19 protein-coding genes are annotated in these 19772 nt (G+C 65.1%); 6 read left to right on the top strand and 13 right to left on the bottom strand.

Annotated elements, in window-relative coordinates; genetic code table 11:
* Positions 1–125 precede the first annotated feature (125 nt).
* The 5 genes from queA (at position 126) to secF (ending at position 6051) form a co-directional block, all read left to right on the top strand.
* A complete protein-coding gene (gene queA / locus AC1DS6_RS11630) occupies positions 126–1172 on the top strand; it encodes a tRNA preQ1(34) S-adenosylmethionine ribosyltransferase-isomerase QueA (protein ID WP_477102535.1) in 1047 nt (348 codons plus the stop codon).
* A gap of 47 nt (positions 1173–1219) precedes the next feature.
* Complete coding sequence (gene tgt, locus AC1DS6_RS11625; RefSeq protein ID WP_441626281.1) at positions 1220–2350, top strand: tRNA guanosine(34) transglycosylase Tgt; 1131 nt, start codon at positions 1220–1222, stop codon at positions 2348–2350.
* Between the two features lie 197 nt (positions 2351–2547).
* Positions 2548–2877 (top strand): preprotein translocase subunit YajC, encoded by a 330-nt coding sequence (yajC, locus tag AC1DS6_RS11620; protein WP_035867491.1) that lies wholly within the window; start codon positions 2548–2550, stop codon positions 2875–2877.
* A 235-nt stretch (positions 2878–3112) separates the two neighbouring features.
* The gene (gene secD, locus AC1DS6_RS11615) at positions 3113–4984 is read left to right on the top strand and encodes a protein translocase subunit SecD (RefSeq protein ID WP_441626279.1); all 1872 of its coding nucleotides are present in this window, start codon (positions 3113–3115) and stop codon (positions 4982–4984) included.
* 95 nt (positions 4985–5079) lie between these two features.
* Positions 5080–6051, top strand: a complete 972-nt coding sequence (gene secF, locus AC1DS6_RS11610) for a protein translocase subunit SecF (RefSeq protein WP_441626277.1) — start codon at positions 5080–5082, stop codon at positions 6049–6051.
* 108 nt (positions 6052–6159) lie between these two features.
* Here secF and AC1DS6_RS11605 read toward each other — a convergent pair whose 3' ends face one another.
* From AC1DS6_RS11605 to purB, 8 genes are all read right to left on the bottom strand, one after another.
* The gene (locus AC1DS6_RS11605; protein ID WP_441626275.1) at positions 6160–7167 is read right to left on the bottom strand and encodes a response regulator; all 1008 of its coding nucleotides are present in this window, start codon (positions 7165–7167) and stop codon (positions 6160–6162) included.
* Complete coding sequence (locus AC1DS6_RS11600; protein ID WP_441626273.1) at positions 7164–8297, bottom strand: hybrid sensor histidine kinase/response regulator; 1134 nt, start codon at positions 8295–8297, stop codon at positions 7164–7166. The genes AC1DS6_RS11605 and AC1DS6_RS11600 overlap by 4 nt, the downstream gene beginning before the upstream one ends.
* Before the next feature lie 8 nt (positions 8298–8305).
* Complete coding sequence (locus AC1DS6_RS11595; RefSeq protein WP_035867504.1) at positions 8306–9637, bottom strand: sensor histidine kinase; 1332 nt, start codon at positions 9635–9637, stop codon at positions 8306–8308.
* Positions 9638–9659: 22 nt separating this feature from the next.
* A complete protein-coding gene (locus AC1DS6_RS11590) occupies positions 9660–11051 on the bottom strand; it encodes a class I SAM-dependent methyltransferase (protein ID WP_441626269.1) in 1392 nt (463 codons plus the stop codon).
* A gap of 438 nt (positions 11052–11489) precedes the next feature.
* Positions 11490–12080, bottom strand: coding sequence for a YceI family protein (locus AC1DS6_RS11585; RefSeq protein ID WP_045237582.1), 591 nt, complete (start codon positions 12078–12080; stop codon positions 11490–11492).
* A 75-nt stretch (positions 12081–12155) separates the two neighbouring features.
* Positions 12156–12728 carry a YceI family protein gene (locus tag AC1DS6_RS11580; RefSeq protein WP_441626267.1) on the bottom strand — a complete coding sequence of 191 codons (573 nt, stop codon included), beginning with the start codon at positions 12726–12728 and terminating at the stop codon, positions 12156–12158.
* Between the two features lie 88 nt (positions 12729–12816).
* Complete coding sequence (locus tag AC1DS6_RS11575) at positions 12817–13407, bottom strand: cytochrome b (RefSeq protein WP_441626265.1); 591 nt, start codon at positions 13405–13407, stop codon at positions 12817–12819.
* Positions 13408–13701: 294 nt separating this feature from the next.
* Complete coding sequence (gene purB, locus AC1DS6_RS11570; RefSeq protein ID WP_035867515.1) at positions 13702–15078, bottom strand: adenylosuccinate lyase; 1377 nt, start codon at positions 15076–15078, stop codon at positions 13702–13704.
* 462 nt (positions 15079–15540) lie between these two features.
* On the opposite strand from purB, the gene AC1DS6_RS11565 reads away from it, so the two are divergent.
* Positions 15541–16155, top strand: a complete 615-nt coding sequence (locus AC1DS6_RS11565; protein WP_035867518.1) for a glutathione S-transferase family protein — start codon at positions 15541–15543, stop codon at positions 16153–16155.
* A 70-nt stretch (positions 16156–16225) separates the two neighbouring features.
* Here AC1DS6_RS11565 and mnmA read toward each other — a convergent pair whose 3' ends face one another.
* The 5 genes from mnmA to AC1DS6_RS11540 all read right to left on the bottom strand — a co-directional run.
* Positions 16226–17320 carry a tRNA 2-thiouridine(34) synthase MnmA gene (mnmA, locus tag AC1DS6_RS11560; protein WP_441626262.1) on the bottom strand — a complete coding sequence of 365 codons (1095 nt, stop codon included), beginning with the start codon at positions 17318–17320 and terminating at the stop codon, positions 16226–16228.
* Entirely contained in the window at positions 17317–17820 is a 504-nt protein-coding gene (locus tag AC1DS6_RS11555; RefSeq protein ID WP_441626260.1) for an NUDIX hydrolase, read from the bottom strand. Before AC1DS6_RS11555 ends, mnmA begins: the two co-directional genes overlap by 4 nt.
* An 88-nt stretch (positions 17821–17908) precedes the next feature.
* Positions 17909–18883, bottom strand: a complete 975-nt coding sequence (gene dapA / locus AC1DS6_RS11550) for a 4-hydroxy-tetrahydrodipicolinate synthase (protein ID WP_441626259.1) — start codon at positions 18881–18883, stop codon at positions 17909–17911.
* Positions 18870–19280, bottom strand: coding sequence for a hypothetical protein (locus AC1DS6_RS11545; RefSeq protein WP_035867524.1), 411 nt, complete (start codon positions 19278–19280; stop codon positions 18870–18872). The genes dapA and AC1DS6_RS11545 overlap by 14 nt, the downstream gene beginning before the upstream one ends.
* 135 nt (positions 19281–19415) lie before the next feature.
* A partial coding sequence (locus AC1DS6_RS11540) for a TorF family putative porin (protein ID WP_441626258.1) occupies positions 19416–19772 on the bottom strand: 357 nt, incomplete at its 5' end.

The following is a 19772-nucleotide window of genomic DNA, read 5'->3' as shown; positions in this document are numbered from 1 at the left end:
GCAAATAGGCGATATCATGCGCGCCCGGGCGGCCGTGCTGCCCCAAGCCTTACAATATCGGATTCGCCGATTGTACCTATGCCGGCCGCGCCACCGCGCGGCCAGTGGCCGTTTTTGCCCCCATGATGCTGACGCTGTCCGACTTCGACTTTGAACTGCCGCCCGAACTGATCGCCCAGACCGCCTTGCCGGAGCGCGGCGCAAGCCGGCTGCTGGTGGTGGATACGGACGCGCGGGACGGCACCACCCGCCTGGCCGACCGCACTTTCGCCGATATCGTCGGCTACCTGCGCCCGAACGACCTGCTGGTATTCAACGACACGCGCGTCATCAAGGCACGCTTCTTCGGCCACAAGGGCAGCGGCGGCAAGGTCGAGGTGCTGGTCGAGCGGGTGCTGGACAGTCATACCGTGCTGGCGCAGGTGCGCGCCTCCAAGACGCCGCCCGAGGGCAGCAAGCTGCGCCTGGTGGATGCCTTCGACGTCACCGTGGGCCCGCGCGTGGACCAGTTCTTCACGCTCACCTTCCCCGAGCCGGCGCTGGACCTGATCGAGCGCCACGGCCGCCTGCCGCTGCCGCCATATATCACCCACGACCCGGACGCCTTCGACGAGACCCGTTACCAGACCGTCTACGCCCGCGCCCCCGGCGCGGTGGCGGCCCCCACCGCCGGCCTGCATTTCGACGAGGCGCTGTTCGCCCGGCTCGATGCGCTGGGCGTGCGCCGCGGCTTCCTGACCCTGCACGTGGGCGCCGGCACCTTCCAGCCGGTGCGTACCGAGAACCTTGCCGAACACAAGATGCACGCCGAGTGGTATGAGGTGTCCGAGGCACTGGCCCAGGCCGTGCGCGACACGCGCGCCGCCGGCGGCCGCGTGATCGCGGTCGGCACCACCTCGCTGCGCGCGCTGGAATCCGCCGGCACTGCCGATGGCACGCTGACCGCCGGGCGCGGGGACACCGATATCTTCATCACGCCGGGCTACCGGTTCCGCGTGGTGGATGCCCTCATCACCAACTTCCACCTGCCCAAGTCGACCTTGCTGATGCTGGTATCGGCGCTGGCCGGGGTGGAGCCCATCCGCGCCGCTTACCGCCATGCGGTGGCGCAGCGCTACCGCTTCTTCAGCTACGGCGACGCCATGCTGCTGACGCGCCAGCCCCAGCCCTGAGCGCGCCGCGCCAGCTCCGTACCGACTGCCCGAACCCGATTCCAGCCATGCTCAACTTCGAACTGCTCACCACCGACGGCAACGCCCGCCGCGGCCGCGTCACCCTCAACCACGGCGTGGTCGAGACCCCGATCTTCATGCCGGTCGGCACCTACGGTTCGGTCAAGGCGATGTCGCCGCTCGAACTGAACGAGATCAATTCGCAGATCATCCTGGGCAACACCTTCCACCTGTGGCTGCGCCCCGGTTTGGAAGTGGTGGAGGCCCACGGCGGCCTGCACCGCTTCATGGGCTGGGACAAGCCGATCCTGACCGATTCGGGCGGCTTCCAGGTGTTTTCGCTGGGCGCGCTGCGCAAGATCACCGAGGATGGCGTGACCTTCGCCTCGCCGGTCAACGGCGACAAGCTGTTCCTGTCGCCCGAGATCTCGATGCAGATCCAGCGCACGCTGAACTCCGACATCGTGATGCAGTTCGACGAGTGCACGCCATACGAGATCGAAGGCCGTCCCGCCACCCATGCGGAGGCGGCGACTTCCATGCGCATGAGCCTGCGCTGGGCCAAGCGTTCGATCGACGAATTCAAGCGCCTGGCCAACCCCAACGCGCTGTTTGGCATCGTCCAGGGCGGCATGTTCGAAGACCTGCGCGACGAGTCGCTGGCCGGGTTGTCCGAACTGGACTTCCACGGCTACGCCATCGGCGGGCTGTCCGTTGGCGAGCCCAAGGAAGACATGATGCGCGTGCTGGAGCACGTGGCGCCGCGCCTGCCGGCCCACAAGCCCCACTACCTGATGGGCGTGGGCACGCCGGAAGACCTGGTGGCGGGCGTGGCGGCCGGTGTCGACATGTTCGACTGCGTGATGCCGACCCGCAATGCCCGCAACGGCTGGCTATTCACCCGCTTCGGCGACGTCAAGATCAAGAACGCCGTCCACCGCAACGACACGCGGCCGCTGGACGAGAGCTGCGGCTGCTATACCTGCCGCAACTTCTCGCGCGCTTATCTGCATCACCTGCACCGGGTCGGCGAGATCCTCGGCGCGCGCCTGAACACCATCCACAACCTGCATTACTACCTGCAACTGATGGCCGAAATGCGCGAAGCCATCGAGCAGCACCGCTTCGAAGCCTTCCGCCTGCAGTTCGCCGCCGACCGCGCGCGCGGGCCGCAGTGAGCCGCACCCGGCGCGCCGGCGTGAACTTTCCGCCGGGCGCCGGTCGAATAGCGGTGCCCGGCTGCCGCAAGCGGCGCCCAAGGCGCTCCGAACAAACCCGTAAACCACTGCAATTGCCCTTATCCGGCGTGCAGTGCGGTTGCAAGCGGGTGGTAGAATGATCGACTAACTGACTGACTTTGTGACGGAGAAGCAACGTGCTGATTTCTAACGCATTTGCCCAGACTGCCGGTGTCACCGGCGGCGCGGCGGGTGGCCTGATGAGTTTCCTGCCTATCATCCTGATGTTCGCGGTGCTGTGGTTCATCATGATCCGCCCGCAGATGAAGCGCCAGAAAGAAGCGAAGGCAATGATGGAAGCCCTGGCCAAGAATGACGAAGTGGTCACCGCCGGCGGTATCCTTGGCCGCGTCACCAAGGTCAACGAGCAATACGTGACCCTCGAAATCGCCGCGGGCACCGAAATCACGGTGCAGAAGAGCGCGGTCACCACGGTGCTGCCCAAGGGCTCGCTGAAGTCGCTCTGAGCACCGCGATAGCGGGTGGATCGTTGCCATATTCCGGCTTTTACCGCTCTCCCGCCCGTTAGCCTGCTTTTTCGCCCTTCCCGGCACGCCTTTAGCGCGCGTGCCCCCGCAGCCGCCTGATCCAGCCCGGGTTATCCGTGGATGCCAGGCGGCTGTTTGCCAACCGGTGCGGTGGTGCCGACCTCCCTGCTGACGGTAACGTCGGCCCCGCCAACCGAAGAACGACTGGCCAAAGATGAATCGTTATCCGCTTTGGAAATACCTCGTGATCCTGGTGGCGCTGGCCATCGGCATCACCTATACGCTGCCGAACTTCTTCGGCGAGGCGCCTGCCGTGCAGGTCTCCTCCGCCAAGGCCACGGTCAAGATCGACCTGGCCATGCAGAAGCAGATCGAGCAGATCCTGGCACAGAACAACCTGCAGCCCGACGGCATGTTCTTCGACCTGAACGGCCAGTCCGGCTCGGTCAAGGCACGTTTCCGCACGCCCGACGAGCAGCTCAAGGCCAAGGACATCCTGACGCGCACGCTCAACCCGGACCCCAGTGACGCCACCTACGTGGTCGCGCTCAACCTGTTGTCGGGTTCGCCGCGCTGGCTCACCGCCATGCACGCGCTGCCGATGTACCTGGGGCTGGACCTGCGCGGTGGCGTGCACTTCCTGCTGCAGGTGGACATGAAGGGCGCGGTCGACAAGAAGCTCGACAGCCTCGCCGGCGACGCCCGCACGTTGCTGCGCGACAAGGGCATCCGCCATGGCGGCATCGACCGCGACGGCGATCGCCTGACGGTGCGCTTCAATAACGCCGACGACGCCACCAAGGCGCGTGCCATCCTGGCCGATAGCCTGCGCGAGCTGGCGTTCACCCCGGACGGCAGCAACATCGCCGGCGTATTCACCGAGGCCGCCCGCAAGGCGGTGCAGGATGCGGCGGTCAAGCAGAACATCACCACCCTGCACAACCGGGTCAACGAGCTCGGCGTGGCCGAGCCGGTGATCCAGCAGCAAGGCGCCGACCGCATCGTGGTACAGCTGCCGGGCGTGCAGGACACCGCCAAGGCCAAGGACATCATCGGCCGCACCGCTACGCTGGAAGCCCGCCTGGCGGACCCCGAGGCACCTCGCAACCCGCGTCCGGGCGACCCGATCCCCTTCGGCAGCGAGCTGTTCACGCAGGGCAACGGCGCCCCGGTGGTGCTCAAGAAGCAGGTCATCTTCACCGGCGACCGCATTGAAAGCGCCTCGGCCGGCTTCGACCAGAACCAGCGTCCCTCCGTCAACATCAAGCTCGACGCCCAGGGCGGCCGCGTGCTGCGCGACGTCTCGCGCGAGAACATTGGCAAGCCGATGGGCATCGTGCTGTTCGAGAAGGGCAAGGGCGAGGTCCTGACTGTCGCGACCATCCAGTCCGAACTCGGCTCCAGCTTCCAGATCACCGGCTCCTACTCCACCGAAGCCGCCAACGACCTGGCCCTGCTGCTGCGCGCCGGCTCGCTGGCCGCGCCGATGGAAATCATCGAGGAACGCACCATCGGCCCGTCGCTGGGCGCGGACAACATCAAGAAGGGTTTTGACTCCGTGGCCTACGGCTTCGGTGCCATTGCCGTCTTCATGATGCTGTACTACATGCTGTTCGGCGTGTTCTCGGTGGCCGCGCTGGCCGTCAACCTGCTGCTGCTGGTGGCGGTGCTGTCGATGCTGCAGGCCACGCTGACGCTGCCCGGCATCGCCGCTATCGCGCTGGTGCTCGGCATGGCCATCGACGCCAACGTGCTGATCAACGAACGTATCCGCGAGGAACTGCGCGCGGGCGCTACGCCGCAGATGGCAATCGCCGTCGGCTTCGACCGCGCCTGGGCCACCATCCTGGACTCGAACGTGACCACGCTGATCGCCGGCCTGGCGCTGCTGGCCTTCGGCTCCGGCCCTGTGCGCGGCTTCGCCGTGGTGCACTGCCTGGGCATCATGACCTCGATGTTCTCGGCGGTGTTCTTCAATCGTGGCCTGGTCAACCTCTGGTACGGTCGCAAGAAGAAGCTGCAGAGCGTGGCGATCGGCCAGATCTGGAAGCCGGGCTCGGACAGCCAGGGCACCGTCGCCAAGTAAGCATCATGGCTGCCGCGCCGGGCGCGCGGCAGCCAACCAGCATAGACCTGCAGTACAAAACAGCAGCACAGCTGCCGTATTAAACAGGATTCAACATGGAATTCTTCCGCATCCGGCGCGACATTCCGTTCATGAAGCACGCGTTGATCTTCAACGTGATTTCCTTCCTGACGTTTGCCGCCGCCGTATTCTTCCTCGCGCACAAGGGCCTGCACCTGTCGATCGAGTTCACGGGCGGCACGGTGATGGAGGTCAACTACCAGCAGCCGGCCGATCTCGAGCATATCCGCGGCCAGGTCGGCAAGCTGGGCTACAGCGACGTGCAGGTGCAGAACTTCGGCACCTCGCGCGACGTGATGATCCGCCTGCCGCTGCAAAAAGGCCCTGACGGCAAGCCCGTCACCTCGGCCCAGCAGAGCGAGCAGGTGATGGGCGCGCTGCAGGCCGCCGCACCGGATGTCAAGCTCCAGCGTGTCGAGTTCGTCGGTCCGCAGGTCGGCAAGGAACTGGCCACCGACGGCCTGCTGGCGCTGCTGTGCGTGGTGGCCGGCATCGTGATCTACCTGTCGTTCCGCTTCGAGTGGAAGTTCGCTGTCGCCGGCATCATCGCCAACCTGCACGACGTGGTGATCATCCTGGGCTTCTTCGCCTTCTTCCAGTGGGAATTCTCCCTGTCGGTGCTGGCGGCGATCCTGGCGGTGCTGGGCTACTCGGTCAACGAATCGGTCGTGATCTTCGACCGGATCCGCGAGAACTTCCGCAAGTACCGCAAGATGACCACGCATGAGATCATCGACAACGCGATCACCAGCACCATCTCGCGGACCATCATCACCCACGGTTCGACCGAAATGATGGTGCTGTCGATGTTCTTCTTCGGTGGCCCCACCCTGCACTACTTCGCACTGGCGCTGACCGTCGGCATCTTGTTCGGCATCTACTCCTCGGTGTTCGTTGCCGCGGCGCTGGCCATGTGGCTGGGCGTCAAGCGCGAGGACCTGGTCAAGGGCGAGAAGAAGCCGGGCGACGTCGACCGCGACGACCCGAACTTCGGCGCGCAGGCCTGACGGCCCCGCAACGGATTCTCCGTCAATGAAAAATGGGCACCTTCGGGTGCCCATTTTTCATTGCCGCGCCTGCCCGCTTCGATCCGGGCACCGTATGTCGCCAGCGCGTCAGAACTGCTCGATCCACACCGCCAGGCGATCCGCGGAAAACTCGGCCGTGCGCTCGGCGGCGCGGTAGACGATCGAGCCGCCCTCGCGCACGGCCTTCAGCGCCCCGCCGGCTTCATCCAGCCACAGCAGTCCGGCCAGCCAGGCCACATGGCGCGCGGAGACCTCCTTGTCCACCGGCTCGCCCAGGTATTCGCCAAGCGCGGCACCGTGAATCCACACCAGGGCATCGCCATCCCGGCGCACCACGTCCACCCCGCCGGCCTCGGCCAGCGTCTCGGCCAGTAGCGCCACAGCATCGCCCGCGCCACGGCCGGTGAATTGCGTACGCAGGCCCGCGAGCCTTGCCGCCACCGCATAGCCGAAGCTGCCGCTGCGCCGGCTTTCCGCCGCCACCAGGTCGGCGTAGTCCATCAGCAGCCAGTCCGGCTCGGGATTCTGTACGCCTGCCAGCGCGGCCGAAGCCAGGTAGGTTTCCACCGGCTGGAAACGCTCCGGGCCAATCAGGCTGGCCGACAGCGTGCGGATCAGGCCGATGCGCGCGGCGATGGTCTGCCTTTGCAGCACGCTCAGCTTCTCGCGCAGCAACTGGTCGCGTTCCTTGCGCAGGCCTGCCATCTCCAGCGCCTGCTTGAGCTCCATGCGCAGCGCGGTAATGTCCCACGGCTTCTTGATGTAGCGGTGGATCTGGCCTTCGTTGACCGCGGCGACGGTGTGCTCGATCTCCGAGTAGGCCGTCGTCAGGATCCGCACGATATGCGGATAGCGCTCGCGCGCGTAGCGCAGCAGTTCGTTGCCGTACTCGCCTGGCATCCGCTGGTCGGAGACCAGGACCGCCAGGCTGTCGGCGTGCGCATCCAGCAGCGCCTTGCCTTCTTCCACCGAGCCGCCGGTCACGACCGGCGCCAGGGCTCCGATGGCACGCTGGAAATACTTGACGGCCGTCGCCTCGTCATCGACGAACAGAATCGCCGGTGATGGTGCCTGCGTGGCATTCGGTTCGTTCATCGATTACTCCTGTGCATTCGACTCTTGGTATTTGGAAAATCCAGTGTTACGGTGGTGCCCGCACCGGACGTCGACTCGATCCGGATGCCGCCACCGAAAGACTGCATGACACGGTTGCAGAAAATCATGCCCAGCCCGTTGCCACCCGTATTCGCATGGGTGGTGACCGGGTCCACCAGCAGGCGCCCCATCACTTCCGGCGGTATGCCCGGGCCGTTGTCGCAAATGCGGATCGCGGCCTCGGGCTCGGCCGCCACCACGAAGCGCAGCGACGGCGCGGCGACGCCATCGAGGGCGCGCAGCGAGTTGGACAGCAGCGACGACAAGACCAGCGCCACGCAATTGGGCAGCGTGCGCACGGCAAAGTCGTCTTGCATCTCGACCTGCACCCACTCGCGCTGCGGCCCCGCGAACGGGTAGGTATCGAGCAGCGCGGCGATCAGGGCGCCGGCAGTCACTTCCCGGCTGGCATTGGGCTGCGTGCTGGGCCGGCCCCCGCTGCTGCGCACCGACTGCAGGAAAGACGAAATCACGGCCAGGCAATACTGCGCGTTGTCGTGCATCGACGTTGCCGCCTGGCCGATCTCGCTCTGGCGCTGCGGATTGTATTCCGCCGCGATCCGGCTTTCGATGCCGCGGGCAAAATTTGCGATCGCCGCCAGCGGTGTATTCAGTTCATGGGCGAGAAAGGCGAGCGTCTCGTCGATCGCCATCAGGCGCTGGTGGCGCACCGAACGCTCGCGGTAACGTTCCGCCGCCAGTCGCAGCGTCTCGCGCACCTGCCCCAGTTCGAGGGGCTTCTCCAGGATGCGGAACACCTCGCCGGTGTTGACCGTCTGCAACAGCATGTCTTTGTCCGCATAGGCGGTCACCAGGATGCGGACGATCTGCGGGTACTCGAGCGCCACCTGTCGCAGCAGGTCGCCGCCATTACGGCCTGGCATGCGGAAATCCGTCACCAGCACGGCGACGCGCGCGCTCTCCCGGCGCAGGACGACGATTGCCTCATCGGCGCCGCTGGCGACCAGCACCTCGTACTCCGTGCCAACCGCGCGGGCGAAGTACTTGCATGCCATCTCCTCGTCATCGACGTAGAGGACGGTAAGCTTCGGTTGCCGGGCATCGCTCATGACGCTCCTCAGTCGGCTCGCGGCAGGTCGAAGCTGAACGAGGCCCACTGGCCCAGCTCGCTTTCAGCAAACAGCACGCCACCATGGCGCTCGATCACCGCGTAGCTGATCGACAGGCCCAGGCCTAGGCCCTGCCCGACTTCACGTGTCGTGAAGAACGGCTCGAACACGCGCGCCAGGTGCTCGGACGCGATGCCGGGGCCATTGTCCTTGACCGTGACATGCAACCGGCGCTCGACCCACTTCACCGTGGTGTGGATCGCCGGGCTCTGCGTGCCGGCCTTGCGCATGGCCAGCGCGGCATTGGAAAACAAATTGATCAGCACGCCGATCACCGCCGCTTCGTCGCCCAGTACCAGCGTATCGGTGGGCAACTCGCGCGTGACGGCGACCCCGCGCAACTCATGCGCGGTCAGCCGGATCGACGAATCGAGCGCCTTTTCGAACAGGAACGGCGTGCCTTCGGCTTCGGCGCCGGGCTTGCGATAGGCAAAAGTCTTCAGGTCCGACACGATATGCTGGATACGTTGCATGCCCTGCTTGGCATCGACCAGGCACTCCTGCAGCATCGGCTCATTCTTGGCTACCGGCTCTTCCAGCGCAACCTCGATCGCCATCAGGCAAAAGTTGACCGGGTTGTTGACCTCATGCAGCAGGCCCGCGGCCAGCGTACCGATGGCGGCCATCTTTTCCTGCTGCAGCATCTGGCCCTTGATGTCGACCAGCTTGCGGTTGATGACTTCGAGCTCGGCGTTCTTTTCCGCCACTTCGGCCTTCAGGCGGAAAAGCATGAAGCGCGCCCGCTCGTTGAAGAAGGTATAGACCGCGCTGGCCGCCGCGGCAAACAGCAGGAACAGCGAATTGACGATAAAGGTGCCGGCCGGCTCGATGCCGCCGGAATGCAGCAGGCAGGCAAGCAGGTAGAACAGGTAGGAAAGGACCCCGAACACCAGGTTCTGCCACAGGCCGAAAGGCAATGCGATGCCGGAGGCGAAGATGGCCAGGTTCAGCCCCACGTAGTAGGGCGATTCCACGCCGTCCGTATGCCAGATCATCCAGGAGATCATGATCTGCGGCAGCAGCAGCCATGACAAGGTCAGCCACGGCGCGAAGCGCCGCCCCGCGGTGCTGTACAACAGCATGACAATGCCGGCGATCAGCAGCGACACCAGCACGCGCGCCACCGCGAACGGCGCCTGCAGCTGCGGGTACTGGCCATAGTCCAGCCCCACGCCGAGCAGCACCAGCACGATGGCGGTATACGCGCCGCCGCGGCTGAAGGCCAGGCGGAAATCCGCCAGCTCGGTCTGGTAACCCGCGTAAAGTTGATTCGTGCTCATGGCTGGGCCGGCTACTGGTGTTTCAGAGGATGATCGCTTCGGCGAACACATTGACTCCGGTCTGGTCGACATAGAGCTTATGGTCGCGGGATTGCTCGGGCAGCAGCATACTCATCCTGGCCTCGTCGCGATAGATCAGGTACCACTCCAGCAAATGTTCCATGCCGAACTTCTCGGGGTTGGCGGAGTGGACATTGGTCACCAGCAGCTGGCCGCCAGGCCGTGTACGCGCGGCAAAATAGCTTAGCAGCCGGGAACACACCTTATCCGACAGGTAGTCGAACAGCCCCGCGCAATACACCGCGTCGAACTCGCGCAGCGCGGCATCGTCCGGCGAAATCTTGCGCTTGAGCAGTTCATGCACCGACTGGTGCACCATCTCCACCGATACCTTGTGCCCCGCCGAGGCCGCCGAATTTTCGATGGAGGACTTGGTGTAGGCCAGCGTCTCCTCGCTGAAATCGACCAACTGGAACGACAGCAGCTCGGGCTGCGCATATTCACGCACGAAGCGCTGGATCTCGAAGGCCGGGCCGCAACCGACATTGAGCACGCGGAACGGCCTGCCGGCCGCACGGGCGGCGTCCGCCTGGCGCGACAGGAAGTCCACCAGCAGGTCGATCCGGTTGCGGTGGGCGGTGGCTACCGCCGCCTTGAGGAAGGCCGTGTTGACAATCTGGAAGTAAGTGGTCGGGCCCTGCTGCGGGTCGCTCAGGATCTGGTTGACCATCTCGTAGTCGCCGGCGTAGCCCAGCGGCTTGGTGAAGGTGCGATAGACAAAGGGGGCGCGCAGCAGCAACGGATGCAGGGCCGACTGCGCATAGGTACGGTGCACGGGCGCGATCTCGGCGTCCACCTGCTCGGCCTCGCCTTCCAGCCGGTCCAGGTAGGACTTGGTCTTGAGCATGATCGGCGTGGCCAGCTCGTAGAACACGTCCTCCCGCAACCGTCCATCGGTCTTGGGCAGGTTTTCGGTCAGGTCGACCTGCTCGACCCAGCGCGATACTTCAGAGAGAAACGCGCGCATTTCATTGACCACGATCTGGTAATCGCGCCGGATATTGAAGCGCGCGTCCCAGTCTTTGATAAACAGTTCTGCTTCGCGCCCGACCGATTTCGGCTCGTTGGGCAGGTCGCTCAACTCGCGCCATTCGTCGATCAGCGTGAGCGATACCACCGCGGTGAGGCCGGTGTTCACCAGGCTCATCACCACCGCCTTGCCCAGGTAGGCGTTCTTGGTCCCCATGCGCACACTCAGCTCGCTCAGCACCTCGCTGACCTGGACGATCGAGTATGGGTTGTAGATTTCCATCACCAGAGACTTTCTCTGGAGATTGATAATTGTGCCCCGCACCTGCTCGCCCTGCGAGTTGCGGAAACTGACCACCGGATCGATTTGCGTTTGGGAGTACACGGTATTGCGCCAGAGAAATCCGAGAAACGCTGCCGGCCGCCCAGTTCAACAGTGTGGCATTGACTGGCCGGGTACAGCTCGTAGGGCGATGGATCGCTACGCTAGACCAGTATCAGGGGGTACTGCTGGGATACATGTCGGTAATCGGTTGCGGGCATGGGCGTCCTTGACTGATGGCAGGCAGGCACGCACGCGACTACACCCTGGTAACGGTGACTGAGACTGTGACTGAGTGAGACTGTAACTGAATACTAGCGGATCATTGTACTGTGGCCGCCAGGTGCGGACAACACAACCTGGGCGATGCCCGCGCAGGCTTGCCCAATGTGCTGGTAACAAAGAAAAAGGCCGGGATTGCGCCCCGGCCTTTTTCTTTGTTACCCAGATGCGCGAAGTCGGGGGCAACCCCCGGACCTCGCGACGTATCTGTCGTCCGTCTTAGTCGGCCTTCACGCCTTCGACCTGGATCGCCAGCTTGACCTCGGGCTTGAAACCCATCTTCACGCCGTAGTCGATACCGAAATCGGCACGGCTGAAGCTACCCACGGCATCGGCGCCGCAGGCTTCGCGCTTGAGCATCGGATGCTGGATGCACTTGAAATCGCGGATCTCCAGCTTGACCGGCTTGGTCACGCCATGCAGGGTCAGCAGACCATCGACTTCGGTCGGCACGTCGCCATTGAACTTGGTGAACTTGCCCTTGTAGGTGGCTTCCGGGAAGGCTTCGACATTGAACATGTCGGGGCCCTTCGCGTGCTGGTTCAGCTTGCTGTTGCCGAAGTCGACCGAGGCGGCGTCGATCTTGATGTCCACCGTGCCGGTCTTGGCAACGCGATCCAGCGTCACCACGCCGCTCGACTTCTCGAACTTGCCGCGCCAGGTCGACAGGCCGCCAAGGTGGTCGGCTTCGAAGCTCGGGTACGTGTGGGTCGGATCGAGGTTGTAAGTCACCGTGTTGGCGGACGCCACGCCGACGGCGGCGCTGGCGGAAAGGGCCGCGACAGCGGCGAGGATGGTGCGCAGTTTCATGAGAACTCCCGGCAAAAAGTTGGGGATGAACAGCAAAGGTACAAAGGTGCGACAGGGAATACGGGCGCTGCGCGCTTACTTCCTGGCCGCGGTCACGATACGAAATTTGATCTGGACATCGTCGGCAACGACGGAAGTATCCTTCCACTCGCCATCGCCGATGTTATACACGGTGCGCTTGATCGGCAGCACACCTTCGAACACCTGGCCGCCGGCGTCCTGGCGATAGCTTGCCGGAATCACCACGTCCTGGGTCTTGCCCTTGATGGTGAGCTTGCCCGCCACCTCATACTTGCCGGCTGCGCCGGCCTTGATGCTGGTCGACTGGAACACCGCCTTGGGGTACTTGGCCGCGTCGAACCAGTCGCGCCCCTTTACCTCCTTGGTGGTCTCTGCATCGCCGATCTCGAAGCTGGACACGTCGATCTCGACCTTGGCCGAGGACGCTGCCAGCTTGGCGGGATCGAACGATACCGCGGCATCGAATTTCTTGAACTTGCCTTCCATCGGCACGCCGATCTGGCGGGCTGTCGCGGTGACCGAGCTCTTGGCCGCGTCGACCTGGGCCCAGGCGTAATTCGCCCCGATGCCGGCGGTGGCCAGCGTGGCCGCCATCAGGAGCGCGCTCGCGCGGGGAATGCGTTTCATGAAAAGAACTCCTGTCGCTAGGAGGGCCGTGCGGCCCTCGGTCAATGGTCAGTCAGGGCGGAGAAACGGGACGGGGCCCCGCCTTGCCCTACTTGAGGAACGGCAGCATGCGCGCCAGTGTACCGTCGCGCTCGATGAACTGATGCTTGAGGGCGGCGGCCGCATGGACTACGACGATGACGGCCATCAGGTAGTTCAGCCAGATATGCGCCAGCTTCAGGATTTCCTTGAGCTCATCGTTTTTCTCGAGCAGCGCGGGCAGTTGCCAGATGCCAAGGTAGACCACGGGAACGCCTGAGGCTGAGCTGTACAGGTAGCCGGTAACCGGCACCACCACGATCAGCACGTACAGCAGCACGTGGGCGGCGTGGGCCGCCTTGGCCTGCCAGGCCGGGGTGCCGGCTGCCGGAGCCGGAGCGCGGTGCGTAGCGCGCCAGAGCACGCGCAGCGCGGCAAAGGCGAATACCGTCACGCCGATCCACTTGTGCCATGAAAACAGCTTGAGCTTGAGCATCGACAGGCCCGGGATGCTGGTCATGTACAGGCCCAGCCCGAAGGCGGCAAAGATCAGCAAGGCGATGATCCAGTGCAGGCCGATCGCGGTCGCGCCATAAGCGGACGCCGATGACGGCCCTGGAGCGGTGCCGGCGTGGGCACTGGCTTTGGCTTGGGAATGCATGGAAGAAGACCCCTGCCCTATGCGGGCGTTTCATAAACTTTTACTGAATGGCAATCATGCGTGCCGTTGAATTCTCGCATTATTGTGCGCCCGGCGTGTTGCGGAACGGTCTGAAATTCATGGAATCATTCAAATGGTTTGAAGTGACAATTCGTCGCAACCAGGACGCGGCGCCTGCCCGCCTGTGCGCATGCCGGGCGCGTAACAAAAAAACCACCCATGGGGTGGCTTTATTGCAACGTGCCTGCCGGCAAGGTGCGATCCGAAACGCTCGGACCGCCCACGCCGGGAAGATTACACCCGTTCGGCGAGGCTCACCGCGCGGCCGATATAGCTGGCCGGGGTCATTTCCAGCAGCAGCTTCTTGGCATCGTCGGGAATCGCCAGGCCGCCGATGAAGGTCTGCAGCGCCTCGCGCGAGATGCCCTTGCCGCGCGTCAGCTCCTTGAGCTGCTCGTAGGGGTTGGGCACGCCGAAGCGGCGCATCACGGTCTGGACCGGCTCGGCCAGCACTTCCCAGCAGTTGTCGAGGTCTTCGTCCAGGCGCTCGGGGTTGGTTTCCAGCTTGCCCAGGCCGCGCAGGCAGGCCTCGTAGGCCAGCAGGCTGTAGCCAAAGGCCACGCCCATGTTGCGCAGCACCGTGGAATCGGTCAGATCGCGCTGCCAGCGCGACAGCGGCAGCTTTTCCGACAGGTGGCGCAGCACCGCATTGGCCAGACCCAGGTTGCCTTCGGAATTCTCGAAGTCGATCGGGTTGACCTTGTGCGGCATGGTCGACGAGCCGATTTCGCCAGCCTTGGTGCGCTGCTTGAAGTAGCCCAGCGAGATATAGCCCCAGATGTCGCGGTTCAGGTCCAGCAGGATGGTGTTGGCGCGGGCAATGGCGTCGAACAGCTCGGCCATGTAGTCGTGCGGCTCGATCTGGATGGTGTAGGGATTGAAGGTCAGGCCCAGGCGGGTCTCGATCACTTGCTTCGAGAAAGCTTCCCAGTCGAAGGCCGGATACGCCGACAGGTGCGCGTTGTAGTTGCCCACCGCGCCGTTCATCTTGCCCAGCAGTTCCACGCGCTGGATGCGTTCGATGGCACGTGCCAGGCGCGCCGCCACATTGGCCATTTCCTTGCCCAGCGTGGTCGGGCTGGCCGGCTGCCCGTGGGTGCGCGACAGCATCGGCTGGCGGGCGTTGGCGTGGGCCAGTTCCACGAGGCGCGCATGCACGCGCTGCAGCGCCGGCAGGATCACGCCTTCGCGGGCGCCCTTGAGCATCATGCCGTGCGAGGTATTGTTGATATCTTCCGAGGTGCAGGCGAAATGGATGAATTCGCTGGCGGCTTCCAGCTCGGCGTTGCCCTTGACCTGCTCCTTGAGCCAGTACTCCACGGCCTTCACGTCATGGTTGGTGACCGCCTCGATCTCCTTGATGCGCGACGCGTGGGCTTCGGTGAAATTGTCCACCAGGGCCAGCAGGGCCGCTTCGGATGCCGGCGAGAACTTGGGCATATCCGGCAGGCCGGCTTGCGACAGCGCGATCAGCCAATGCACTTCGACCTTGACGCGGTTGCGCATGAAGGCAGCTTCCGAGAGCCACTCGCGCAGCGCATCGGCCTTGGAGGCGTAGCGGCCATCGATGGGGGACAGGGCGGTGAGCGGAGAAAGCGAGGAAGAAGACATGCTGGGAGACCGGAGGGATAGGGGAACTGGTTACGCAAGCGTGGCCGGGCGGGCAAATTGCGCGGGCACGTGGCCTGGCGCCACCCCTGGCGAGCCGAAGCGGTCAGCGACAAGACCGGAACGGATCAAAAGAGGTGAAAAAGCACCGAAACGATACCGAAGCGGCACGAAAAGAGCCTAATCAGGCGCGCCAACCGACTGGCAGCGCGGCGGAAAGCGGGCATTTTACCATCGTGGCTGTCCTTCTGTGGACGCGTTCGCGGGCCCGGCCACCCCGCGCGTATCGGCACCACGACACTGCTGCGCCCGCCCGGGGCACATCCGGGGCGGGGCACGGGTATACTCGCGCTCGCCGATCCGCTAGCCTGTTATGAAGTGCATCGGGCATGCCGGCCGGACGCACCGGCGTGGCCGCCGTGCCTGGAGCGCCGATGCACTTCATAACAAGCTCGAGGGGAGTCCATGAAGCTGTATGCATCGCAAACCAGCCCTTACGCGCGCAAGGTGCGCGTGGTGATGGCGGAAAAGAAGATCGACTACCAGATGGTCGAGGTGGACGTGTGGTCGCCGGATACCACCATCGGCCAGTTCAACCCGCTGGGAAAGGTACCGTGCCTGGTCATGGAAGACGGCGGCGCGATTTTCGATTCGCGCGTGATCGTCGAGTATGTCGACACGCTGACGCCGGTCAGCCGGATGATTCCGCAAGCCGGGCGCGAGCGCGTCGAGGTACGCTGCTGGGAAGCGCTGGCCGACGGCCTGCTCGATGCCGCCCTGCTGGCGCGCCTGGAACACACCCAGCGCGAGCCGGAGCAGCGCAGCGAGCGCTGGGTCAAGCGCCAGCTCGGCAAGATCGACGCCGCGGTGGCCGCCATCGCCGACGGCATGGCCGACCGGCCCTGGTGCTCGGGCAACCATTACTCGCTGGCCGACGTGGCCGTGGGTTGCGCGTTGTCGTACCTCGACTTCCGCTTCCCGGACATCGCCTGGCGCGAGCGCCACCCGCGTCTCGCGGTGTACCAGGACAAGCTCGGCAAGCGCCAGTCGTTTATCGACACCGAGCCGCCGCGCGGCTGAGCCGTTCCGGGCTGCCCATGAAAAAACCGGCCAGACGGCCGGTTTTTTCATGCCCTGGCAGCGCCGCGCATCACTGGATGATGCCGCCGCCCAGGCAGATGTCGCCGTCGTACAGCACGGCGGACTGGCCCGGCGTGACCGCCCACTGCGCCTGCGCGAAGGTCAGTTGCAGTGCATCGCCGGTGGACGCCGCCACCGTGCACGGAGCGTCGCTCTGGCGATAGCGCGACTTGGCCGACAACGTGGTGCCAGCCGCCGGGCCCTCGCCCGCCACCCATGACAGGTCGGCCGCATCAAGCGTGGGCGTGAGCAGCCACGGATGCTCGTGGCCCTGCACCACATACAGCGTATTGCTGGCCATGTCCTTGCGCGCCACGTACCAGGCATCGCCATTGCCGGTGCGGCTGCCACCCAGGCCGATGCCCTTGCGCTGCCCCAGCGTGTAGAAAGCCAAGCCGATATGCTGGCCGACTTCCTTGCCGTCGGGTGTCATCATCGGGCCCGGCCTGGTCGGCAGGTAGCGGTTGAGGAAGTCGCGGAAAGGCCGCTCGCCGATAAAGCAGATGCCGGTGGAGTCTTTCTTCTTCGCATTGGGCAGGCCGATCTCGGCGGCGATCTCGCGCACCCGCGTCTTGGGCATCTCGCCCAGCGGGAACAGCGTGCGCGACAACTGCGCCTGGTTCAGCCGGTGCAGGAAATAGCTCTGGTCCTTGGTGTGGTCGAAGGCCTTGAGCAGTTCGAACCGGCTCCCGCCCGCCCCTGCCGCCACTTCGCGCACGCGCGCGTAGTGGCCGGTGGCGATGGTGTCCGCGCCCAGCGACATGGCATGGTCCAGGAAGGCCTTGAACTTGATCTCGGCATTGCAGAGCACGTCGGGGTTCGGCGTGCGGCCCGCCGAGTATTCGCGCAGGAAATCGGCGAAGACGCGATCCTTGTACTCGGCGGCGAAATTGACTGCCTCCACGTCGACGCCGATCAGGTCGGCCACCGACACCACGTCCAGCCAGTCCTGCCGGGTCGAACAGTACTCGCCGTCGTCGTCGTCTTCCCAGTTCTTCATGAACAGGCCGATCACCTCGTAGCCCTGCTGCTTGAGCAGCCACGCCGTCACCGAGGAATCCACCCCGCCCGACATGCCCACCACCACGCGCTTGCCCGCGCTCATGACCGCGCTCCGCCGGCCACCACCGAGGGATGGGTGTAAAGCGCGTCGAGCGCGAAGCGCTTGCCCGCCAGGTAGTCATCGATGCAGGCCATCAGCAGCGGCGTGCGATGCCGATCGGGACAGGCACGGATCTCATCGGCGCTCATCCACACCGTGCGCACGATGCCCACGTCGAGCTGGCGCCCGGCATCGAGCGCGCCCAGTTCGCCGGTAAAGGCAAAGCGCACATAGGTGATGTCGCCACCCGGCCGCGCCGTGGTGCCGGCCGAATGCGCGCGGGCGGTATAGCAGCCCAGCAGCGCGCGCGGCTCAAAGGTGTGCGCGGTTTCTTCCAGCGTTTCGCGGATGACGGCGTGGATCAGGCTTTCGCCCGGATCGAGATGGCCGGCGGGCTGGTTCAGCCGCAGGCCATCGGGGGTTTCTTCTTCCACCAGCAGGAAGCGGCCGCCGCGCTCGATAACCGCGGCGACCGTGACGCTGGCATTCCAGTCGTGTGACATGATGCACAAATTTTAGGCAATCCGGCATTCTACCGGTTGCCGCCCTTTCGCGCATCCGCGCCACCCGGCCGCGGCGGTGGCTCCGTCACTAAGCCAAGAGCAAAGTGCGCTCTGCGGCCTCCGCCGGCGGCAGCGAAGCGATCGCCCGGTCGAGCTGTTCGCACAACGCCCGGCTGGCTGGCGCCAGCGGCCGCCTGACTTCGGAGCCGATCAGGCCGCACAAGGCCAATGCCGCCTTGACCGGCACCGGATTGGGCTCGGAGAACAGCAGCGAGATCAGCGGTGCCAGTCGCGCGAACAGCGCGCGCGCGGCTTCGTGGCGGCCTGCCGCCACCAACTGCAGCAGGCGCACGAACAAATCCGGGCGGATGTGCGCGCAAGCCGGCACCACGCCGTCGCCGCCGGCCAGCAGGTGGTCGAGCATGGCCGCATCTTCGCCACAGAACACGGCGAGCAGGTCGTTGCACGCCAGTTCACGCAGCCCGGTGGCATCGCACTCCTTGACCGCCACGATGCGTGGATGCAGCGCCAGCCGCCGCACCAGTGCCGGGGACAGCGAGCAACCCGTGCGCTTGGGCACGTTGTACAACATCAGCGGCCGCCAGGTCGCGTCCGCCACGCGCTCGAAATGCCAGGCGATGCCTTCGTCGCCCGGCCGCAGGTAGTACGGCGGCGGCACCAGGTAGCCAGCCAGGTCGAAGCGATCGAGCTGGCGCACCTGCTCGCAGACGGCGCGGGTATCTACGCCGCCGGCACCGGCCAGCACGGGCACCGTGCCGTCCACCGCCTCCAGTACCGCGGCGGTAAACGTCAGCCGCTCCGCCGGGGAGAGCAGTCCGCCCTCCCCGGTCGTGCCCAGGATGACCAGCCCGTCCACGCCACTTGCCACATAGTGCGCGGCCAGGCGCTGCGCCCCGGGCAGGTCCAGCTCGCCGCCTCGCATCGGCGTGACCAGCGGCAGCCACAGCGCCGCGGGGGACTTTTCGCGCTGCGCCGGCGCAAAACCCGCCCGCGCGGCAGCGCTGTCTTCGCGCGCAGCCCCGCCGGTGTCAATGCGCGGCATGGTCTTGCCCCAGCATCGTCGTGACACCGAACTCGGCAGCCGGCAAAGCCATCATGATGGCGTGCATGGCGGCATCGCGGCCACCGCGCTCGACTTCCACATGCAGTGTGGTCTCGCCATGGCGATGGTCCACTTCGACCACGTAGATGCGCGCAAGCTGGCCGATCGCGCGGTGCAGCGACTGGCGCAGCGCGAAGACCTGGCCCGACGCCACCGCCAGCCGCAGCCGGATCCAGCTGTGCACGGTGTCCACGGCCATCCCCGGCGCGGTGGCCGGTGCAGCTTCGATGCCGGATGCGGGGAGGCGTCCGGTGCGGGAATCGTTGCGTGATTGGCCACGGGAAAGACGGCGGCGCGGCACGGAAGCAAAGGCCACGGCAAGGCTCGACTGTCGCATTTGAGCGGGACCCGCGTTGGGCGGGTCGTCTGTTGGAGATGGATCCATGCTAGGCAGGGCGGCCTCAAGTTGATGCAGTATTCGCCGCCGGCGCCATCAAAATGTCATCAAGATGGCAAGGCGGCGGCGTCCTGCTCAGAACGTCTTGGTGATCGAAGCCCAGGCGGTAGCCTTGCCGATGTAGCGGCCAGGCACGTTGGTATAGACCGACTTGTGAGCGTTGGTGTCGATATAGGCGACCGCCAGCGCGAAACCCTTGCCCAGGTCCTTGGTCAGCCCCAGCTTCCAGTCGGTGTACGAGGCGCTGTTCACGTGTTTCACGTTCTGGTAGCCCACGTGGGCATTCAGCGTCAGGTCCCAGAAATTCAGCGGCACATTGGCCGACAGGTCGGCGTAGTAGCTGTACTTGCTGTCGGCGAATCCGAACAGGTTGGTCAGCGCCTGCGAATACTTGAAGAACACAGGACCGTAGCCGGCGCCGACATACACTTC

It is taken from the genome of Cupriavidus sp. 05L310 (assembly GCF_056398185.1).
Note: the sequence above shows the minus strand (reverse complement) of the source record. Positions and strands in the feature narration are given on the sequence as shown.

What these genes read in the sequence shown, in the direction of transcription:
- queA (WP_477102535.1), top strand. Translation starts at nt 126, where the DNA reads ATGCTGACGCTGTCCGACTTCGACTTTGAACTGCCGCCCGAACTGATC.
- secD (WP_441626279.1), top strand. Translation starts at nt 3,113, where the DNA reads ATGAATCGTTATCCGCTTTGGAAATACCTCGTGATCCTGGTGGCGCTG.
- purB (WP_035867515.1), bottom strand. Translation starts at nt 15,078, where the DNA reads ATGTCTTCTTCCTCGCTTTCTCCGCTCACCGCCCTGTCCCCCATCGAT.
- AC1DS6_RS11565 (WP_035867518.1), top strand. Translation starts at nt 15,541, where the DNA reads ATGAAGCTGTATGCATCGCAAACCAGCCCTTACGCGCGCAAGGTGCGC.
- secF (WP_441626277.1), top strand. Translation starts at nt 5,080, where the DNA reads ATGGAATTCTTCCGCATCCGGCGCGACATTCCGTTCATGAAGCACGCG.
- AC1DS6_RS11545 (WP_035867524.1), bottom strand. Translation starts at nt 19,280, where the DNA reads ATGCGACAGTCGAGCCTTGCCGTGGCCTTTGCTTCCGTGCCGCGCCGC.
- AC1DS6_RS11585 (WP_045237582.1), bottom strand. Translation starts at nt 12,080, where the DNA reads ATGAAACTGCGCACCATCCTCGCCGCTGTCGCGGCCCTTTCCGCCAGC.
- mnmA (WP_441626262.1), bottom strand. Translation starts at nt 17,320, where the DNA reads ATGAGCGCGGGCAAGCGCGTGGTGGTGGGCATGTCGGGCGGGGTGGAT.
- AC1DS6_RS11595 (WP_035867504.1), bottom strand. Translation starts at nt 9,637, where the DNA reads ATGAGCACGAATCAACTTTACGCGGGTTACCAGACCGAGCTGGCGGAT.
- AC1DS6_RS11555 (WP_441626260.1), bottom strand. Translation starts at nt 17,820, where the DNA reads ATGTCACACGACTGGAATGCCAGCGTCACGGTCGCCGCGGTTATCGAG.
- AC1DS6_RS11575 (WP_441626265.1), bottom strand. Translation starts at nt 13,407, where the DNA reads ATGCATTCCCAAGCCAAAGCCAGTGCCCACGCCGGCACCGCTCCAGGG.
- AC1DS6_RS11580 (WP_441626267.1), bottom strand. Translation starts at nt 12,728, where the DNA reads ATGAAACGCATTCCCCGCGCGAGCGCGCTCCTGATGGCGGCCACGCTG.
- AC1DS6_RS11600 (WP_441626273.1), bottom strand. Translation starts at nt 8,297, where the DNA reads ATGAGCGATGCCCGGCAACCGAAGCTTACCGTCCTCTACGTCGATGAC.
- tgt (WP_441626281.1), top strand. Translation starts at nt 1,220, where the DNA reads ATGCTCAACTTCGAACTGCTCACCACCGACGGCAACGCCCGCCGCGGC.
- dapA (WP_441626259.1), bottom strand. Translation starts at nt 18,883, where the DNA reads ATGCCGCGCATTGACACCGGCGGGGCTGCGCGCGAAGACAGCGCTGCC.
- AC1DS6_RS11605 (WP_441626275.1), bottom strand. Translation starts at nt 7,167, where the DNA reads ATGAACGAACCGAATGCCACGCAGGCACCATCACCGGCGATTCTGTTC.